Raw genomic sequence first — 18004 nt, 5'->3', positions numbered from 1 at the left:
TCCGTTCGACGTCGAGTCCGCCCGAGGGAGTCCGCCGTGTCTGCTCCGACGATAGCCCCCCGATACTATAAAGATGATAATGTTTGGAACGAGCGTTCACTATATGATATCATTTAACACGGAAGTGGCGGGAAAAAGTATCTTTCGGGAAATCATGTTATGGGGAAACAACCCACTGGTCCGGTCGACTCCGAAACTACGCGTCCCAGTCTCGCCCCAGTCGCTCCCGAGCCTTCGAGAAGGCACGCTCGTCGCCGCGCAAGCCGTTCGCCAGATCCCGGGTTGTCTCGACGAGTCGCTCGGCGATCCGCGGGTCGACATCGCCATCGAGCATCCGGATCCGTGTGACGTGCTCGCCGAGCGTCTCGATCGCGCTTCGTTCGTTCGCGGTCAGGTCGCGGTCGTCGGTCCAGGTCCGGACGTCGCGGCGGTACTCGCGCACGGCGTTTGCGTACGCGAGTCCGCGGGCGGCCCGCAGCGTTTCGGGAACGTCGTCGACCGGCGGGCGCTCACCCGTGTCGGCGTCGCCGAGCAGCGAGAGGAAGTACAGCTCTTCGCGCTCCTCGAGGGCGATGTCGCGGGAAACGATGTCGGCGACGTGGAGGAGTTCGCTGGCGGCGAGATAGGTATCGTCGAGGTCGCGGAGTTCGCCGGCGTTGACGAACCCCCGTCGGCGGACGTACTCCCGGCAGCGGTCCCGTGCCCGGTCGGCGAGGTCGGCAGTCGAGACATCGTCGATGTCGTTCCGCACCGATGTCAGATCGAACGCGACCTGTAGATCGGTGTGTTCCGTTCGGTCGTCGATGCCGACGCTGCGGAGACTCCCGCAGGCCGGACAGCCGACGCTCCCGGTTTCGTAGTACGACCAACGGGTCCCACACGCCGTGCATTCGCGCTCGCCCCGGATCTTCATGCGCGGTCGTACGCGCGGGAGACAAAAAGTTTGCACGGAGACGCCCCGAACCGGGCCGGAATACCGACTGTTCGCTGGGCCGGCTACCGGAATCGACGGTCGCGTTCGGAGCCGGACTCCGATAGTTCATCGGAGATGACCGTCTCGAGGCGCTGAGCGACGTTCAATGGGTCATTAACGTACGGCAGTTGCAGGCCACACTGCAACCAGCCGAAACGTCCTTTCTGGAGATATGTCCCACCCACGACTCAACCGACGAACGTTCGTTGCTGCGGCGGGAACAGCGAGTGCACTCGTTCTGGCCGGCTGTGCCGACGGTGGTCCCGGCGACGGTGAGGAGGAAGAAGAAGAACCCACAACCGAAGACAACGAAACCGAAGACAACGAAACCGAAGACAACGAGACCGACGAAGAGGCCGGTGCCGACGGCGAGACGTACACACTGACCGTCACCGTCGAAGACGATGCGGGTGAACCCGTCGAGGGAGCGACGGTCACGCTCGAGGAAGCGGACGGGACCGGCATGGAAGACGAGGGGATGGGCAACGAGACGGAAGACAACGAGACGGAAGACAACGAGACCGAAGACAACGAGACCGAAGACGAGGGGATGGCCGAAGACGGCGGGACGACACAGGAGGACGAAACCGACGAAAACGGCGAGGTCGAGTTCGAGGATCTCGAGGACGGCGAGTACACCGTGACCGCCGAACACGAAGGCCAAGAGGCCGAAGATAACGTCGAGATCGCCGGCTCCGACGAGGAAGTCACCCTGACGCTCGGCGGAAACGGAATGGGCGATGGGGAAGGCAACGAGACCGACAACGAGACTGACAACGAGACTGACAACGAGACCGACAACGAGACCGACAACTAATCGCTCGACAGCTTGCCCCTCGACTCCCTTTGGGGGAACGGTCGCCGGTACCGGGCGCGACAGCCGCGTTTCGCCCACACGCTCGTATCGGGTCGGATGAGGTCTCGCGATCGCTGAGCGTCCGGGACGGCGGACTGTGGCTCGAGAACGGTATTACTGGCCCGAAAAGATCGACTTACGATCGAAACGGCATGAGCCGACCGGCGGAAGCCTCGAGTATCCGTCCCAACGTCCCGTTAGCAACTCGACGATCTTTTTTGTCCCTCGTCTCGGTAGTCACGCCTATGCGCGAGGAAGAAGAAATCCGCGAGCAGTACGAGTTCCTCAAAGAGCAACTCGAGAGCGACGAAATGCGCCACGACGGCGTCGAAGAGATGTTCACCTACTACAAGCGGGCGATCGGCTGGGTACTCGAAGAGGAGCACATCTGACCGGCTTCGACGAGGACCGACTCCCTGCAGCGAACGTATCACGAATCCGGCCTGTGTCGTTACCTTTAAGTGCACCCAGCGGAATCTTTCAGGTGACGCTTCGCTTGGAGGGCCGAAGCGTCAGCGGGGACCAATTCAGGGCGGCAAGCGATCGCGTGACGTTTTTCTCGTCACGCGATTTGCTTTCCTGTTTCAACACTTCTGAGCGATAGCTTCGAGTTCGATGCCAGATCGTCAGCGGCGACGCTCGCCACTGGTATAATCGTCCCTACAGTAATTTAACTGACTGTAAACATGAGTCGGCCATTATGTGTATTCCACTCTCGAATCAGTCATCGGAGTTATCATTCGAAACAGGTCTAAACAACTCCCGTTCGCCGGTAATAACCCAGTTTAGATCGAAACGACCCGATAGCCTTATTAAAATTCGACAGTAAGTACGAGTGGTACTTTCCCAATGTACGACCTGACAGGATTCCAGCGTGACCTGCTGTATGTTATCGCTGGTGAGGAGGAGCCCCACGGACTGGCGATCAAGGAGGAACTGGAAGCGTACTACGAAAAGGAGATCCATCACGGCCGCCTCTATCCGAACCTCGATACCCTCGTCGACAAAGGACTCATCGAGAAAGGGCGCCGCGACCGACGGACGAACTTCTATACCCTTACCCGGCGCGGCCGTCGGGAACTCGAGGCCCGCCGGGACTGGGAATCGCAGTACGTCGATCTATAGTCCCTACTTCGGGATCGACCTCTCGTGAGCCGCCCGAGCCGGCAACGAGATGGAATCGGGTCCGAACCCCGCTTTACCGTTCTGGGAACGGCTTGCCGTATCGTTGCCCGTACAGTACGGCCAGCACGTTGTTTATGTGTCGCCACGGAGAAGCACACAGAGTGAACGAGGTTCCGCTGCAGTTCGCCGACGCGCCGCTCGATGACACAGTCGTGCGGATCGCTCTTGCGGGTGCGCTCGGGATGTTTCTGGGGCTCGAACGGGAGTGGTCCCAGAAGTCGGCCGGCATTCGGACCTTTTCGCTGATCAGTCTGCTCGCTGCCGTATTTACGATTCTCGTCATCGAATCCGACGTGGGCGAGAGCCTGTTGTTACTCGGCGGACTGCTCGTGATCGTTCAGGGGGTTCTCCTCGCCGTTCAGGGGTTACTCAGCGACGAGGACGCCGGTCTTTCCCTGACGACATCGGTGTCGATGCTCGTCACCTACGGCGTCGGCGCGCTCGTGGCGGCCGGTTTCATCATCGAAGGCGTGACCGTCGCCGTGCTGTCGTCGCTGCTTCTCGTGTTGAAACGAGAGCTCCACGAGTTCGCGTGGGGACTTTCCCGCGAAGAGATGCGCTCGACGACGGAGTTTGCCATCCTCGCGTTCGTCATCTACCCGCTGTTGCCGTCGAAATACGAACCAGAGATCGCCGGCATCACCATTCCGCTCGAGCCACAGGTGATCTGGCTGATGGTCGTCGCCGTCGCGGGGATCGGGATCGTCAACTACGCGATCGTATCGACGTACGGCGGGCGTGGGATCGCCGTCACGGGGTTTTTCGGGGGACTCGCATCGTCGACGGCCGTCGTCGGGACGATGCTCGATCACGTCCGCCAGCGCCCGGAGGCGGCTTCCTACGCGGTCGCGGCGATCTTGCTCGCGAACGCGGCGATGGCAGCGCGCAACCTCGCGATCGCGCTCGGCTTCACGATCGGCGGCGGAACGGCGATCCTCGTCGAGGCCATCGTTCCGCTCGGCGCGGTCATCCTGATCGCGTTCGTCGTCGCCGGCTTCACCGCAGACTGGCGCGAATCGGGACCGATGGAACTCGAGAGCCCGTTCTCGCTGAAGAACGCGCTCGCGTTCGGCGCGGTCTTTCTGGTCGTCCTCGTGTTCGGGTCCCTCGCCGAGACGTGGTTCGGAACGCTCGGCTTTTACGCGACCGCCGTCGCCAGCGGCTTCGTCTCGAGCGCCGGTGCGACGACCTCCGCGGTCGTCCTCTATCGCGGCGGCCAGCTCGGGCCGGCCGAGGCGACGATCGCCATTCTGCTCGCGACCGTCTCGAGTATCGTGGTCAAGGCGATGCTGGCGGCGACAGCGACGGATCACGAGTTCCGCAATCAGGTCGCCGCCTATAGTGCGGTGTTGCTGCTCGGCGGTGCGGCGGCGTCCGTGCTGATCGTCATCTGAAGTCGGTTTCGAGACGTCGGTACCGCCGCGTTGCTGCAGTCTCAAGCCGGCGGCGACCGCTCAGTCGCTGCGAAGGTCGCGAACGTGATCGATCCGCTGTTGGACGAGATCGGATGTACCGATGTCGTGGCGCACGTGCAGCCCCTCCTCGCCCGCGACTTCGAGGGCGTCCTCGGCGATGCTCTCGGCTTCGGCGATGGAATCGGCGATCCCGACGACCGCGAACGAACGCGAGGTCGTCGTATAGATCCCGTCGTCGCGTTCGTCGACGCTGGCGTAATAGAGCCGGGCGTCACCGGCGCTTTCCTCGTCGACCTGGACCTTCGCCCCGGCCTCTGGATCGGTCGGGTAGCCCTCCGGGACGGCGTACTTGCAGACGGTCGCCTGTTCGGCGAAGTCGAGTTCCGGTATCGGGTCGCCGTCCCGAGCGGCCGTCAGGACGTCGAGGAAGTCCGTCTCGAGGACCGGCAGCGTGTTCATCGCCTCGGGATCGCCAAAGCGGGCGTTGAACTCGACGACCTTGGGTCCTTCGGCGGTGAGCATGAACTGTCCGTAGAGGACCCCGCGATAGTCCTCGAGGGCGTCGACGGTCGCCTCGATGATCGAAACGGCCTCCGCGTAGTCATCCTCGGTCATAAACGGCAGATGGGCCGTTGCGTCGGAGTAACTGCCCATACCGCCGGTGTTCGGTCCTTCGTCGCCCTCGTAGGCGCGTTTGTGGTCTTGGACCGCGGGTGCGGTCCGAAACTCGCCGTTGGCGACGAACGCCTGGATCGTAAACTCCTCGCCGACGAGTCGTTCCTCGAGGACGAGCCGGTCGTACTCGGACTCCCGAACGTATGCTTTGCCCTCCTCGACGGTGACCTGATCCCCGATGACCTTCACGCCCTTGCCGCCGGTGAGGCCGGCGGGCTTGATCGCCAGATCACCGTCGTACTCGTCGATGAACTCACAGGCCGCGTCCATGTCGTCGAAGGTCTCGAACTCCGGGCAGCCGGGGATGTCGTTCTCCCGCATGAACCGCCGCTGGAACGCCTTGTCCGTCTCGATACGGGCGTCGGATGCTTTCGGGCCGAAGGCGTAGATCCCCGCATCCTCGAGTTCGTCCGCGAGACCGGCCTCGAGCGGTGCCTCGGGACCGATGACGGCGATCGTCGCGTCGACCGACTCGGCGTAGTCGACGACCGCTTCCGGGTTCGTCGTCTCGAGCGTCTCGAATTCGGTCGCGATTCGGGCGATTCCAGGGTTGCGGTTGCCCGCGCAGGCGTAGAGGTCGACGCCGCTGTCGTCGGACCCCGTCCCACTGCTCGAGGCGTGTCGCGCTTCGCCGTCCTCGAGCGCACGGGCGATGGCGTGTTCGCGGCCGCCGCCGCCGATCAGGAGCACGTTCTCCGTCATGGTCGCTAGCGGAACGCACGAACCTGTAAGCGTTGCTCTTTTCGTCCCCGGTTCATACCCACGGTCGTGGATATTCGATCGGTTCCGCGACCGATCGTTTCAAGGCCATCATATTCGAACGAATGCCATATGGGGACGAACGGCCCTCCGGCGACGAAACGCGAGAACACGAGCTACGAACGACACGGCGACCTGATCGACGATTCGTACCGCTGGCTCGAAAACGGCGGCGAAGCGGTCGACGAGTGGGTCGACCGCCAGAACGCGTACGCGGACGACTACCTCGAGTCGGTCGGCGTCCGCGAACAGTTGCGCCCCCGGTTCGAGTCGCTCGCACGGACGACGGATTACGGCACGATCACGGCCGCACCGACGGGTTACTTTCAGGAGGTCGAAACCGCCGACGACGACCAGCCCGTCCTCTACTTCCGGGAGACGCTCGAGGACGACCGCGACGCGCTTGTCGATCCCAACGAGTTCAGCGAGGACGCGACGGCGTCGATGGGATGGTGGACCGTCTCGCCGGACGGCGACCGCCTCGCCTACGGCGTCGACGACGGCGGGACCGAACTGTACGACGTGACGGTCATGGAGGTCCCCTCCGGTGAGGAACTCGAAGAGCTGACCGATCTCGGCCGGATCACGCCGGGCATGTTCGCGTGGACGCCGGACGGGTTCTACTACGGCCGAACCGGCGAGGACGGCACGGCGCAACTCGAGAAAACGATCCACTACCACGAACACGGCGACGGTCCGTCGGCGGACGAACTGGTCTACGAGATCGAGGAGCCGTCGATGTGGCCGGTGCTCTCGACGGACCGGGACGGAACCCACCTGCTCGTCTCGCTCGTGGTCGGCTGGGAGCGAAGCGACCTCCTGTACGCCGCGGTCGGCGAGACGGATCTGACGCCGGTCATCACCGACGCCGAACACCTGTACAGTCCACTGATTCACGGCGATACGGCGTTCATTCGGACGAACAGGGACGCCCCCTACTACCGGTTCCTCGAGCTCGACCTGTCCGGTGACGTCGGCGAGATCGACCCCGACGAACTGCCCGAGGTGGTCCCCGAACGCGACGGGATCGTCACGGGGGCAACGATCGCCGACGACCGACTGCTGGTCCAGTACGAGCGCGAAGCCGTCTCCGAACTCGAGGTCTTCGATCTCGATGGCGACCACTGCCAGTCGGTCGACCTGCCGGGCATGGGCACCGTCACCGGACTGCGCGGCAACCGCGACGCTGCCGAGGCGTTTTTCAGCTATCAGTCGTTCGACCATCCGCCCGCGGTGGTCCGCTATGACCTCGAAACGGACGAGACCGAGCCCCTGGATCGACCGGCCGTCGAGCTGGAGTTCGACATAAGCGTCGAACAGGTCCGGTACGAGTCGGCCGACGGGACCGAGGTTCCTATGTTCGTCGTCCGTCGGGCCGATATCGATCTCGACGGCGACAACCCGACGCTGCTGCACGGCTACGGCGGTTTCGAGAACAGTCTGACGCCGATCTTCCAGAAGTTTGGCGGCGAGTTCCTCCGTTCCGGCGGCGTCTACGCTCAGGCGAACCTCCGTGGCGGCGGCGAGTTCGGCAAGGAATGGCACGAGGCGGCCCGCCACGGGAACAAACAGCGTACGTTCGACGACATGATCGCCGCCGCGGAGTACCTGATCGACGAGGGGTACACCTCGAGCGACCGGCTGGCGATTCAGGGTGGATCGAACGGCGGGTTGACCGTCGGTGCGGTACTGACCCAGCGTCCGGACCTGCTTGGGGCGGTCTGTTGTCACGTCCCGCTGCTCGATATGCTCCAGTTCCACACCTTCCTGCTCGGGGAATCCTGGACGACCGAGTACGGCGACCCCGACGATCCGGAGGCCTACGAGTGGCTCAAGGAATACTCGCCGTATCACAACGTAGAAGACCGCGAGTATCCGCCCGTCCTCTTCAAAACCGCCGAGGGCGATACCCGCGTCCATCCGGTCCACGCCTGGAAGATGGCCGCTCGCATGCAGTCGGTCGCCGAGGGCGGTCCGTTCTACTGCAAGACGAACCGCGACACCGGCCACGGCACGGGTAAACCCACGTGGATGATCGTCGAGGAGCAACTCGACGTCTGGTCGTTCCTCTTCGACCAGCTCGACCTCGAGTACGTCGAACCGTAGTTACGGACCGTCACGACGCTAGGCCGAGATCGGCCGGCGATCCCGTCGGGAAACCGGAAGGTGACTCGATCAGGCGTAAAACAGCGGCGGCCGTCGATCCCCGCCGTACTCCTCGTCGGGGTGGGACGCCTCGAGCGCCCCGTCCCCGGCGTCCCCGAGCAGTTGATTCAGCACGTCCACGGCCGCGTCCCGGTGGAGCGGCTGGTTGTCGTTGCCACACTGGTCGTCCATCACGCAGGCGGGACAGCCGTCGACGTTCCCGCAGTCGCAGTCCGCGATCAACTCCCGCGCCCGTCGCGCGACGGCCTCGAAGTTCTCGTAGATCGCCCGCGCGAATCCCAGCCCGCCGTCGATGCCGTCGTAGATGAACCAGCCGCTCGCGGGCTCGTGCTCGAGACCGTTCGCGATCTCCCTGACGGCGGCCTCGGCGGCGGCGATGTTCTGCGGCGCGGTTTCGTCGCTCGCTGCGGGACCGCGCCGTGTGGCTGTGTCCGACGACTGATCGAGATGCGAGTCGATCGAAAGCGTCGCGATCCCGCCCAGATCGCGCTTGTCGACCATCAACTCGAGCGGCGCGACGCCGATGGTGGCGTGCTCGGCGGCGTGGAGGCCGCCGGCGTACCCGAGGTGGGCCGTCTGGGCCAGTTCGCCGTCCATCTCGGGCACGGTGAAGTTCCGATACTTCTCGACGAGCGCGTCCTCGACGTCCTGGGGCACCTCGAGCCAGCAGAGTTGCGTCTCCATCGACAGCGGCGGGTTGTCGGTCGGGATGGCCTGCTCCTTCTTCTTGCCGCCGTGGACGGCGACCTTGTCGTAGGTGCCGTGGTAGACCAGCACGCGGCCGCGACCGAAGTGCAAGGTAAAGTCGCCGATCCCGCGGGACTCCTCGGAAACGGCGTCCAGCACCGTCACGTCCGTCCGGGTCCGCGTGTAGTAGTCGACGTCGGTCGGCCGAAGCGTGACCGAAGGTCGCGGTGAACCGTGATCGACGCCGACGACCTTGTACTGCTGGCCCTGATGCAACCGGACCGCGCCCTCGTGGAAGTCCCGCAGGACGCGCTCTTTCGCGACCGGTTCCATTTCGGGGTCGTACCGTTCGTCGACGCCGGGGGCGAGTTCGATCTCGTACTCCTCGCCAGTCGTCGCGTACAGCGAAATCGTCCGCTGGGGCCGCGGTGGACCCGCGTAGGAGACTCCCGTCTCGAGCGAGCCTCGCAACTGCCCCGCGCGACGCCACATCTCGACGGCCCGCTCGAGGCGCTCGCGGTCGGCGAGCGTCCCCACGTCGGTCCCGTCGATCGCCAGTTCGTCGGCCGCACAGCGCAGGTGCTGGGCGAAGACCGCGTCGTTGTCCACGTCGACGACCGCGTCCTCGACGTCGTTCTCGAGGAGGTAGCCGGGGTTGTTCACGACGTACTGGTCCAGCGTCCGGTGTTCGGCGACGAGAACCGAGAGCGCGCGTTTCGTGCCTCGACCCGCGCGGCCGAGCTGTTGCCAGAACGACTGGCGTTGACCGGGATAGCCCAGTTGGACCGTCGCGTCCATCTCGCCGACGTTGATCCCCAACTCGAGGGCGTTAGTCGAGGCGACCCCGTCCAAACCTCCCGTCTTGAGCCGGTGTTCGGTGCCGTGACGCTGCTTGCGGGAGTGACCCGCGTGGTAGGGCTCGATCGCGCTGCCGCGATCCGGATTCGTGTAGTAGCGCCGGTTGTCGTGGCGGTGTTTCGACGCCCGCTTGACAGAGAGTTCGGCGAGCTTTCGCGAGGGCGTAAACAGCAGGGTCTGGGCGTCGTGGTAGGTCAGGTGCGAAAGTACCCGTGGAGCCTCGACGGTGGCGGGGACGCGTTCGGCGATGGAGTCGCCGGTTTCGTTCGCGGCGTCGTCGCCCGCGACGTTCGCGTCCCCTCCGTCGCGCTCACTCTCGCTGGCCGTCTCGCTCCCGTCATCGCGTTCGTTCGCCGTCTCCTCTCGAGCCCGCGGCGGCGGGTTCCACAGCACCAGATCCCGCGGTCCCGCCGGCGACCCGTCATCGTCGACGACGGTCACGGGTTCCTCGATCAGCGCCTGCGAGTGTTCGCCGGGGTTGCCGATCGTCGCGCTCGTCAGGACGAACCCCGGAGCGGCGTCGTAGTACTCGAGGACCCGTTTCAGCCGCCGGACGATCCAGGCGACGTGCATTCCGTGAACGCCAGTGTAGGTGTGGGACTCGTCGATCACGACCAGTTCACAGGCCGAGAGAAAGCGCGCCCAGCGGTCGTGGTCGTGCAGGTAGGTGTTCACGCCCGCGAAGTTCGAGATGATGACGTCGGCCTCCTCGCGGATCCGTCTGCGGTTCGTTCCGCGTTCGGTATCGCCGTCGTAGACCCGGACCGTGATCTCGAGGCCCAGTCTGTCGAACAGATCGTTCAGCTCCCGTTCCTGATCGCGCGAGAGTGCTTTCGTCGGGTAGAGGACGTACGCGGTGGCGTCCTCGCCGCGAGCCTGTGCCTCGAGGTAGTTCCGTGCGATCTGGAGCGCGTAGATCCGCGTCTTCCCCGACGACGTGCTCGTCGCGACGCAGACGTTTTCGTCTCGAGCGAGCGCCTCGAGGGCGTCGGCTTGATGGGAGTACAGGTCGTTCTCGAGCGGTTTCGCGAGTTTCGGCCGGAGAACCTCCTCGTTGGGAACCGTCGAGGCGTCGCGGCCCGGCAACTCGAGGACGGAGACGTCGTCGGCCGCGCGGTAACCGGGAACCGTCTCGGTCAGTTCGTCGCCGGTAATCGGAATCGCTGCGCTGTCGTCCGCGTTTTCCTCGCTCATCGGAAATCACCCAGTCCGGTCTGTTCGCCGTCGGTCGTGCTCGCATCGCTCGCGTCCCGGCCGTTCGAACCCGACGCGGTCGCGGCTGTGTGACTCGAGTCGCCCGTCGGTTCGTCCCCGCCCTCGGCCCGCGGTGCGTCCCGCAACCGCTCGTAAACGTGCCACAGCGCCCGGCAGTCGTCCTCGCAATAGGCCTCGTGGCGGCCCCACTCGAGTTGCTCGCCCGTCCGCATGAACCGCTGGTAGGCCGCCGCGGTCCGCGCCCCGTCCAGCCCCGTTGCTGCGTCCTCGTAGCCGAGCGCCTCGGCGACCGAGTCGAGTTCGTTCGTCCGTCCGGGCAGAACGGCGTTCCCGTCCCGGACGGCCCACAGGTAGAGGTCGAACTTGGGGATCGACTCCCACTCGCCGACGTAGTAGGGGACGTGCTTGGCGATGAACGCTCCCAGATGCCGGTAGTCGAACCGCCAGCCGTTCCACGTCAGCAAGGCCCTGTCCGGGTGGATGCCGAGCAACCAGTCACAGAACGCTTCGAGCACCGACGCCGGGTCGTCGGGATCGTCGCGCTCGACGAACGCGCGGTACTCGTCGGTCGCGGGATCGTAGACGCCGATCTGCCAGATGATCGTCGGCGAGAGTCCGTCGGTCTCGACGTCGAGACACAGCGGGGGCGTCGACCAGTCCCCGCCGGGCAGCGACTCGTCGGTGAGTCGCCGCGGGTCGCCGGTCTCGAGCACCCTCGCGTGCCGGTGCATCTCGCGGGCGCGAGCGCGGCCCACGTTCGGCAGGTCGGCGAGCGTCCCGACCGGCGTCTCGAGCAGTTCCTCGCGGGTCGTCACGCCGCGTTCGGCGAGTCGCCGTGTCGTCTTCGGGCCGATACCCGAAACCGCTTCGAGACCGAAGTCGGTCACGTCGTACGTCTCCGCGCCGATCCCGTCGTCGTCGATCACGAGGAGTGCGATCGACTGCTCGCTCCCGTAGCCCTCGACGGGACCGGTTCCCTGCACGCGGACCGAGACGCAGTCGTCGCCGGCCGGCTCGCAGGAGATCGCCGGCTCGTGATCGACGCGTCGAACCGCGCCGGTATCGGTCTCGAGGTGCCACAGTTCGTCGTAGCCGGCCGGCTCGCCGCCTGTCAGGACGGTCGTGACGCGACCGGTCGGCAGCGCCGCGGCGAGTGCGTCGGCTCCCTCGAGAGTCGTCTCGAGGGCCGTCGGCCGCGTGGTCGTCGCGACGTCGTCGCAGACGAACGCGACGACGTCGGCGGCGGAACCGCCGAGCGCGCTCGAGACCACACCCGGTGCTGCCCGGATTGTCCGCGCGCTCGAGATCGCAACCTCGTAGTCGCCGATCGCTCGTCGCCGGAGCGGACCGTCGCTGGAGCCGGTCTCGACCGGCGGGTGAAACGCCGGCGCGTCGAACGCGTTGCGCGCCCTCGCGAAGGCCCGGGGCTCGCGCGAGGGACCGAGCACCCAGACCGCATCCGGCTCGAGCGTTTCGTCGACGTCCTCGAGCGTCGCGACTGGCCGGTCGCGGATCGCGGACGGCGGGAGGGCAAGGAGGGACGGACCGTCTCGAGCGGTCATTGCTCGTCGTGAGACGCGGGGGGACAAAGAGGGTTTGGACGGCACGGTGGAAGTAATGAAAAAAGCCGGACGGATCGACGGGCGACTCGCTTCGGCGGGACGAGCGATCGGGACGGGCGAGACGATCATCGCTGCGACGGCGCTCGTTCACGAGGAACCGGTGCTCACGAGGAACGTCGAACACTTCCGACGTATCGACGGACTCGACGTCGAATCGTACTGAGACGAATCGGTTGTCGAGAATACGTCGCTCGCCGCTGGCCGCAGAACTCAACGCTAAAGGGAGAGTACGCGAAACGGGGCGACAATGCAACAGTACCTCGAGCTAGTCGACGCGGCGCTGTCGGAGGGGACGTACAAGCCCAACCGGACCGGCGTCGACACGATTTCGTCGTTCAGCGAGCACTACGAGGTCGACCTTCGGGAGGGATATCCGCTGCTCACGACCAAGAAGATGGACGGCTACCGGTGGAACTCGATGCTCCACGAGGTCTGCTGGTATCTCTCGGGCGAGGAGCACATCCGGAGCCTCCGCGAGGAGACCAAGATCTGGGACGCGTGGGCCGACGATGAGGGCCGCCTCGACACCGCCTACGGTCGCTTCTGGCGGCGCTACCCGATTCCGGAGGACGAGGCGCAACTCGAGGGCGAGTCCTGGCCCGACGACGCCCACCGGTGGGTCACCGTCGAGGACGACGGCCGGCGGACGTTCGACCAGCTCCAGTACGTGATCGACACGCTCTCGGAGCGTCCCAACTCGCGCCGGCTCGTCGTCAACGCGTGGCACCCGGCCAACGCGGCCGTCTCGACGCTGCCGCCCTGTCACTACTCGTTCGTCTTCAACGTGCAGGGCGATCGGCTGAACTGCCATCTCACCCAGCGTTCGGGCGACATCGCGCTCGGTATCCCCTTCAACATCGCCGCGTACGCGCTCCTGACGAAAGTCGTTGCCCGCCAGACCGGCTTCGAACCCGGCACGTTCGCACACACCGTCGTCGACGCCCACGTCTACTGTGGCCGCGGCGACCGCGGGGCGTGGTACGCCGACAACCTCGCCGAACTGCAGTCCCGCGTGGCCGCGGTCGACGATCGCGAGGAGTACCGCGCGGTTCGCGAGTGGCTCGAGTCCGAGGCCCCCGCCGAAGCCGAGGGCGACGAACGGCTCGATCACGTGCCCGGCCTGCTCGAGCAACTGGCGCGAGAGCCTCTCGAGCGACCGACGCTCGAGATCGCGGACGCGTCGATCGACGACCTCAGTTACGAGGACGTCGAACTGCGGGGCTACGAGTCCCACGAGGGGATCGAGTTCGCGGTGGCCGAATGACTGCCGAGACGCGTTCGGAGCCCGACCGGAAACTCGTCGGGATCGTCGCCGTCGCCGAGAACGGGGTCATCGGCAGACACGGCGAGATGCCCTGGCACATCCCCGAGGACCTCCAGCACTTCAAGGAGGCGACGATGGACCACCCGATTATCATGGGCCGGGTCACCTACGAGGGGATTCTCGAATCGCTCGGGGAACCGCTCCCCGGACGGACGACGATCGTGCTGACGAGCCGGGATCTCGAGACGCCCGAGAACGCCGTCACGGCGGCGGGTCTCGAGGAGGCGCTCGAGGCGGCAACGACGGCTGCGCGCGAACGCCACGACGACGCCGACCGGATCTTCGTCGCCGGCGGCGCGACCGTCTACGAGGCGTTCCTGCCCGCGCTCGATCGGCTGCTCGTCACCGAAGTGCACGACGATCCCGACGGGGACACGTACTTCGAGTGGGATCGCGAGGAATGGGCGGAACGCGAACGCGACGACCGCGACGGGTTCGCGTTCGTCGAGTACGTCCGCCCGGAGTAGCGATCGATGACTGGGACGATCGCAACCGAGGTCGAACGCGCACTCGGCGTCGAACCGACGGCGGTCACCGAACTCGAGGGCGGGCAGATCGGATCGGTATACCGCATCGAGTGTGCCGACGGCCGGACGGTCGTCGCGAAGGTCGGCGAGACACCCCTCGAGGTCGAGGCGTTCATGCTTCGGACGCTCGCCGCGAGAAGCGAGTTGCCCGTCCCGGACGTGTATCACGCCGAGTCCGACCTCCTGATTCTCGAGGCCGCCGACGGGACGACCGACCACGATCCCGCCGTCGCTCGGGACGCGGCGGATCGGCTCGCATCGCTGCACGGAACCACTGCGGACGCGTTCGGATTCGACCGCGACACGCTGACCGGCCCGATTCGTCAGCCGAACCCCTGGACCGACTCCTGGATCGCGTTCTACCGCGACCACCGCCTCGAGTACGTCACGGAGCTGGCGGTCGAGGCCGGGTCGCTTCCGGAGACGCTGGCGGAACGCGTCGCCGAACTCCGGGCCGACCTCGGGACGCTGCTGGACGAACCCGACGCCCCGGCGCTGATCCACGGGGATGTCTGGACCACGAACGTGCTCTCGCGTGCGGGGAGGGTGACGGCGTTTCTCGATCCGGCGACGTACTACGCCCATCCCGAAATCGAGTTGGCGTACGTCGACTGGACGGACACCTTCGGGGACCCGTTCTTCGAGCGCTATCGGAGCCATCGGGAAATCGATCCGGAGTTCTTCGATCGGCGGCGGTACGTCTACCGGCTCTATCCGCTTCTCGTCCACGTCTACCTGTTCGGTGGACGGTACGTCGAGGAACTCGAGGCGACGCTCGATCGCCTCGGTTACTGAGGATCGCCGCCGTGGTCGGGGCGGTCGAAACGGGGTCGGTGCGGTATGGGTCGAACGGCAGGCGACCGACACCGCCTATATAACCTGCACCGCTACCCGACATATGACGGGTTTACAGCACCTCTACGGGCCGTTCTCGGCAGTTTCAAATGTGGCGGGTGCCTAGGCCACCCCATGTCATCGACGGAGTTCTCGGAGGCGATCCAGGAGTTCGAACACGACGGCGAGACGTACAGGATAGCCGATCTCACGGTACTCGAGGAGCAGGGACTCTGTGAGCTCGAGAGCCTCCCAGTGAGCGTCCGGATTCTGCTCGAATCGGTGCTCCGAAACGCGACACAGGAGGGGGACGCCATCACGGCGGATCACGTTCGAGCGGCGGCGTCGTGGCAGCCCGACGTTCCGGACGCCGAGATGCCGTTCCAGCCCTCGCGCGTCGTGTTGCAGGACCTGACCGGCGTCCCCGCGGTCGTCGACCTCGCGGCCTTGCGCTCGGCGGCCGACCGCAAGGGCGTCGATCCGACCGTCGTCGAGCCCGAAGTGCCCTGTGACCTCGTGATCGACCACAGCGTGCAGGTCGACCACTTCGGCAGCGAGGACGCCTACGAGAAGAACGTCGAGATCGAGTACGAACGAAACGAGGAGCGATACCGCGCGATCAAGTGGGCCCAGCAGGCGTTCGACGAGTTCAACGTCGTGCCGCCGGGAACGGGGATCGTCCACCAAGTCAATCTGGAACACCTCGGACGCGTCGTCCACGCTCGAGCGGACGGCGACGACGGCCACCAGTGGCTGCTCCCCGACACGCTCGTCGGCACCGACAGCCACACCCCGATGATCGGCGGCATCGGCGTCGTCGGCTGGGGCGTCGGCGGCATCGAAGCGGAGGCCGCCCTGCTCGGCCAACCGATCACCATGAGCCTCCCCGAGGTCGTCGGCGTCCGCCTGACGGGCGAACTCCCGGACGGGGCGACCGCGACGGATCTCGTGCTCCACATCACCGAGCGGCTGCGCGAGGTCGGCGTCGTCGACAAGTTCGTCGAGTTCTTCGGTCCCGGCGTCTCCCAGCTTTCGGTGGCCGACCGGGCGACCATCTCGAACATGGCCCCCGAACAGGGGTCGACCATCAGCATGTTCCCCGTCGACGAGAAGACGCTCGACTACCTCGAGCTGACGGGCCGCGATCCCGACCACGTCGACCTCGTTCGCGAGTACCTCGAGGCGCAGGGGCTGTTCGGCGAGCAGGAACCGGAGTATACGGAGGTCGTGGAGTTCGATCTCGGCGACGTCGAGCCCAGCCTCGCGGGCCACAAGAAGCCCCACTCCCGGATCCCGATGGGCGATCTGGACGACCACTTCCCGACGCTGCTCGAAGAACAGGGCGTCGTCGACGCCGACGGGTCCGCGACGGGAGAGGTCGATGCCGGCGACGGCGCAGTCGTCGCCGATCGGGGGCTCGATCTCGACGGGACGGTCCCCGTCGAACTCGAGGACGGCACGGAGATCGAGATCGGTCACGGCGACGTCCTCGTCAGCGCGATCACCTCCTGTACGAACACCTCGAACCCGTCGGTGATGCTCGCGGCCGGATTGCTCGCGAAAAACGCGGTCGAGGAAGGGCTCGAAGTGCCCGAATACGTCAAGACCTCGCTCGCACCCGGCAGCCGCGTCGTCACGGAGTACCTGAAGGAGGCCGACCTGCTGCCGTATCTCGAAGAACTCGGTTACCACGTCGTCGGCTACGGCTGTACGACCTGTATCGGCAACTCCGGGCCGCTTCCGGGACCGATCGAGGACGCCATCGACGAGTACGACCTCTGGACGACCAGCGTCCTCTCGGGCAACCGCAACTTCGAGGCCCGCATCCACCCCAAGATCGCGGCCAACTACCTCTCCAGCCCGCCGCTGGTCGTCGCCTACGGCCTCGCCGGGCGGATGGACGTCGACCTCGAGACCGAACCGATCGGCACGAACGACGAGGGCGAAGCGGTCTTCCTCGAGGACCTCTGGCCCGACGCCGACGAGATCCACGCGGCGATCCACGACAGCGTTTCGCCGGACCTGTTCGAGGAGAAGTACGCGAGCGTCTACGAGGGCGACGAGCGCTGGGCGGCGCTGGACGCGCCGACGGGTGAGGTCTACGAGTGGGACGACGAGTCGACGTACATCCGCGAGCCGCCCTTTTTCACGGACTTCCCGCTCGAGAAACCCGGCGTCGAGAACGTCGAGGACGCCCGCTGTCTCATGACACTGGGCGATACGGTGACGACCGACCACATCAGCCCCGCCGGCCAGTTCGGCGCGGACCTGCCCGCGGGTCAGTGGCTCAAAGAACGCGGCGTCGAACCCCACGAGTTCAACACCTACGGCTCGAGACGGGGCAACCACGAGGTCATGATGCGGGGCACCTTCGCCAACGTCCGCATCGAGAACCGGATGCTGGACGGCAAGGAAGGTGGGTACACCATCCATCATCCGACCGACGAGGAAACGACCGTCTTCGAGGCCAGCGAGCGCTACCGCGAGGACGACACCCCGCTGGTCGTGATGGCCGGCGAGGAGTTCGGCACCGGCTCGAGCCGCGATTGGGCCGCCAAGGGGACCGACCTGCTCGGGATCCGCGCGACCATCGCCGAGAGCTACGAGCGGATCTACCGCGACAACCTGATCGGGATGGGCGTGCTCCCGCTGCAGTTCGCCGACGGCGACGGCTGGGAGGAACTGGGACTCGACGGCTCCGAGTACTTCACCATCGAAGGGCTCGAGGACGGCCTCGAACCGAACGCCGAACTGACCGTTACCGCCGAGACGGAAGGCGGCGAGACCGTCGAGTTCCCAGTGACTGCGCAGGTCGATACCCCCGCAGCCGTCGAGTACGTCGAACACGGCGGCGTCTTACATCTCGTGTTGCGACGACTGCTCACGGAGTGACATCCTCCACGGCCAG

Annotated in this window: 13 protein-coding genes and 1 pseudogene; 10 read left to right on the top strand and 4 right to left on the bottom strand. The window is 65.7% G+C overall.

Going from position 1 to position 18004, the window contains the following annotated elements:
* Nucleotides 1–196: 196 nt before the first annotated feature.
* Nucleotides 197–913, bottom strand: a complete 717-nt coding sequence (locus tag TX80_RS12180; RefSeq protein WP_049923409.1) for a DUF7117 family protein — start codon at nt 911–913, stop codon at nt 197–199.
* Between the two features lie 232 nt (nt 914–1145).
* On the opposite strand from TX80_RS12180, the gene TX80_RS12175 reads away from it, so the two are divergent.
* From TX80_RS12175 to TX80_RS12165, 4 genes are all read left to right on the top strand, one after another.
* Complete coding sequence (locus tag TX80_RS12175) at nt 1146–1790, top strand: carboxypeptidase-like regulatory domain-containing protein (RefSeq protein ID WP_049923408.1); 645 nt, start codon at nt 1146–1148, stop codon at nt 1788–1790.
* A 284-nt stretch (nt 1791–2074) separates the two neighbouring features.
* Nucleotides 2075–2221 carry a hypothetical protein gene (locus tag TX80_RS19460; RefSeq protein ID WP_195893073.1) on the top strand — a complete coding sequence of 49 codons (147 nt, stop codon included), beginning with the start codon at nt 2075–2077 and terminating at the stop codon, nt 2219–2221.
* 457 nt (nt 2222–2678) lie between these two features.
* Entirely contained in the window at nt 2679–2954 is a 276-nt protein-coding gene (locus tag TX80_RS12170; protein ID WP_049923407.1) for a PadR family transcriptional regulator, read from the top strand.
* 161 nt (nt 2955–3115) lie between these two features.
* Nucleotides 3116–4408 (top strand): MgtC/SapB family protein, encoded by a 1293-nt coding sequence (locus TX80_RS12165; protein WP_049923406.1) that lies wholly within the window; start codon nt 3116–3118, stop codon nt 4406–4408.
* Between the two features lie 60 nt (nt 4409–4468).
* Here TX80_RS12165 and purD read toward each other — a convergent pair whose 3' ends face one another.
* Entirely contained in the window at nt 4469–5806 is a 1338-nt protein-coding gene (purD, locus tag TX80_RS12160) for a phosphoribosylamine--glycine ligase (RefSeq protein ID WP_049923405.1), read from the bottom strand.
* A 129-nt stretch (nt 5807–5935) separates the two neighbouring features.
* Between purD and TX80_RS12155 the strand changes: the two genes are divergently transcribed.
* The gene (locus TX80_RS12155; protein WP_049923404.1) at nt 5936–7969 is read left to right on the top strand and encodes a prolyl oligopeptidase family serine peptidase; all 2034 of its coding nucleotides are present in this window, start codon (nt 5936–5938) and stop codon (nt 7967–7969) included.
* A gap of 69 nt (nt 7970–8038) precedes the next feature.
* Here the strand turns inward: TX80_RS12155 and TX80_RS12150 are convergent, their stop codons facing one another.
* A complete protein-coding gene (locus TX80_RS12150; protein ID WP_049923403.1) occupies nt 8039–10768 on the bottom strand; it encodes a DEAD/DEAH box helicase in 2730 nt (909 codons plus the stop codon).
* Nucleotides 10765–12351, bottom strand: coding sequence for a ribonuclease H-like domain-containing protein (locus TX80_RS12145; RefSeq protein WP_049923402.1), 1587 nt, complete (start codon nt 12349–12351; stop codon nt 10765–10767). The genes TX80_RS12150 and TX80_RS12145 overlap by 4 nt, the downstream gene beginning before the upstream one ends.
* Nucleotides 12352–12403: 52 nt before the next feature.
* On the opposite strand from TX80_RS12145, the pseudogene TX80_RS12140 reads away from it, so the two are divergent.
* The 5 genes and pseudogenes from TX80_RS12140 to acnA all read left to right on the top strand — a co-directional run.
* A pseudogene (locus TX80_RS12140) lies at nt 12404–12574 on the top strand (type II toxin-antitoxin system VapC family toxin); the annotation flags it as partial.
* Nucleotides 12575–12658: 84 nt separating this feature from the next.
* Complete coding sequence (thyA, locus tag TX80_RS12135; RefSeq protein WP_049923401.1) at nt 12659–13675, top strand: thymidylate synthase; 1017 nt, start codon at nt 12659–12661, stop codon at nt 13673–13675.
* Complete coding sequence (locus tag TX80_RS12130; protein WP_049923400.1) at nt 13672–14202, top strand: dihydrofolate reductase; 531 nt, start codon at nt 13672–13674, stop codon at nt 14200–14202. Before thyA ends, TX80_RS12130 begins: the two co-directional genes overlap by 4 nt.
* A 6-nt stretch (nt 14203–14208) precedes the next feature.
* The gene (locus TX80_RS12125) at nt 14209–15057 is read left to right on the top strand and encodes a fructosamine kinase family protein (RefSeq protein ID WP_049923399.1); all 849 of its coding nucleotides are present in this window, start codon (nt 14209–14211) and stop codon (nt 15055–15057) included.
* 174 nt (nt 15058–15231) lie between these two features.
* Nucleotides 15232–17988 carry an aconitate hydratase AcnA gene (gene acnA / locus TX80_RS12120; RefSeq protein ID WP_049923398.1) on the top strand — a complete coding sequence of 919 codons (2757 nt, stop codon included), beginning with the start codon at nt 15232–15234 and terminating at the stop codon, nt 17986–17988.
* Nucleotides 17989–18004: the final 16 nt, after the last annotated feature.

This window comes from Halopiger djelfimassiliensis (assembly GCF_000455365.1).
Lineage (GTDB): Archaea > Halobacteriota > Halobacteria > Halobacteriales > Natrialbaceae > Halopiger_B > Halopiger_B djelfimassiliensis.
Note: the sequence above shows the minus strand (reverse complement) of the source record. Positions and strands in the feature narration are given on the sequence as shown.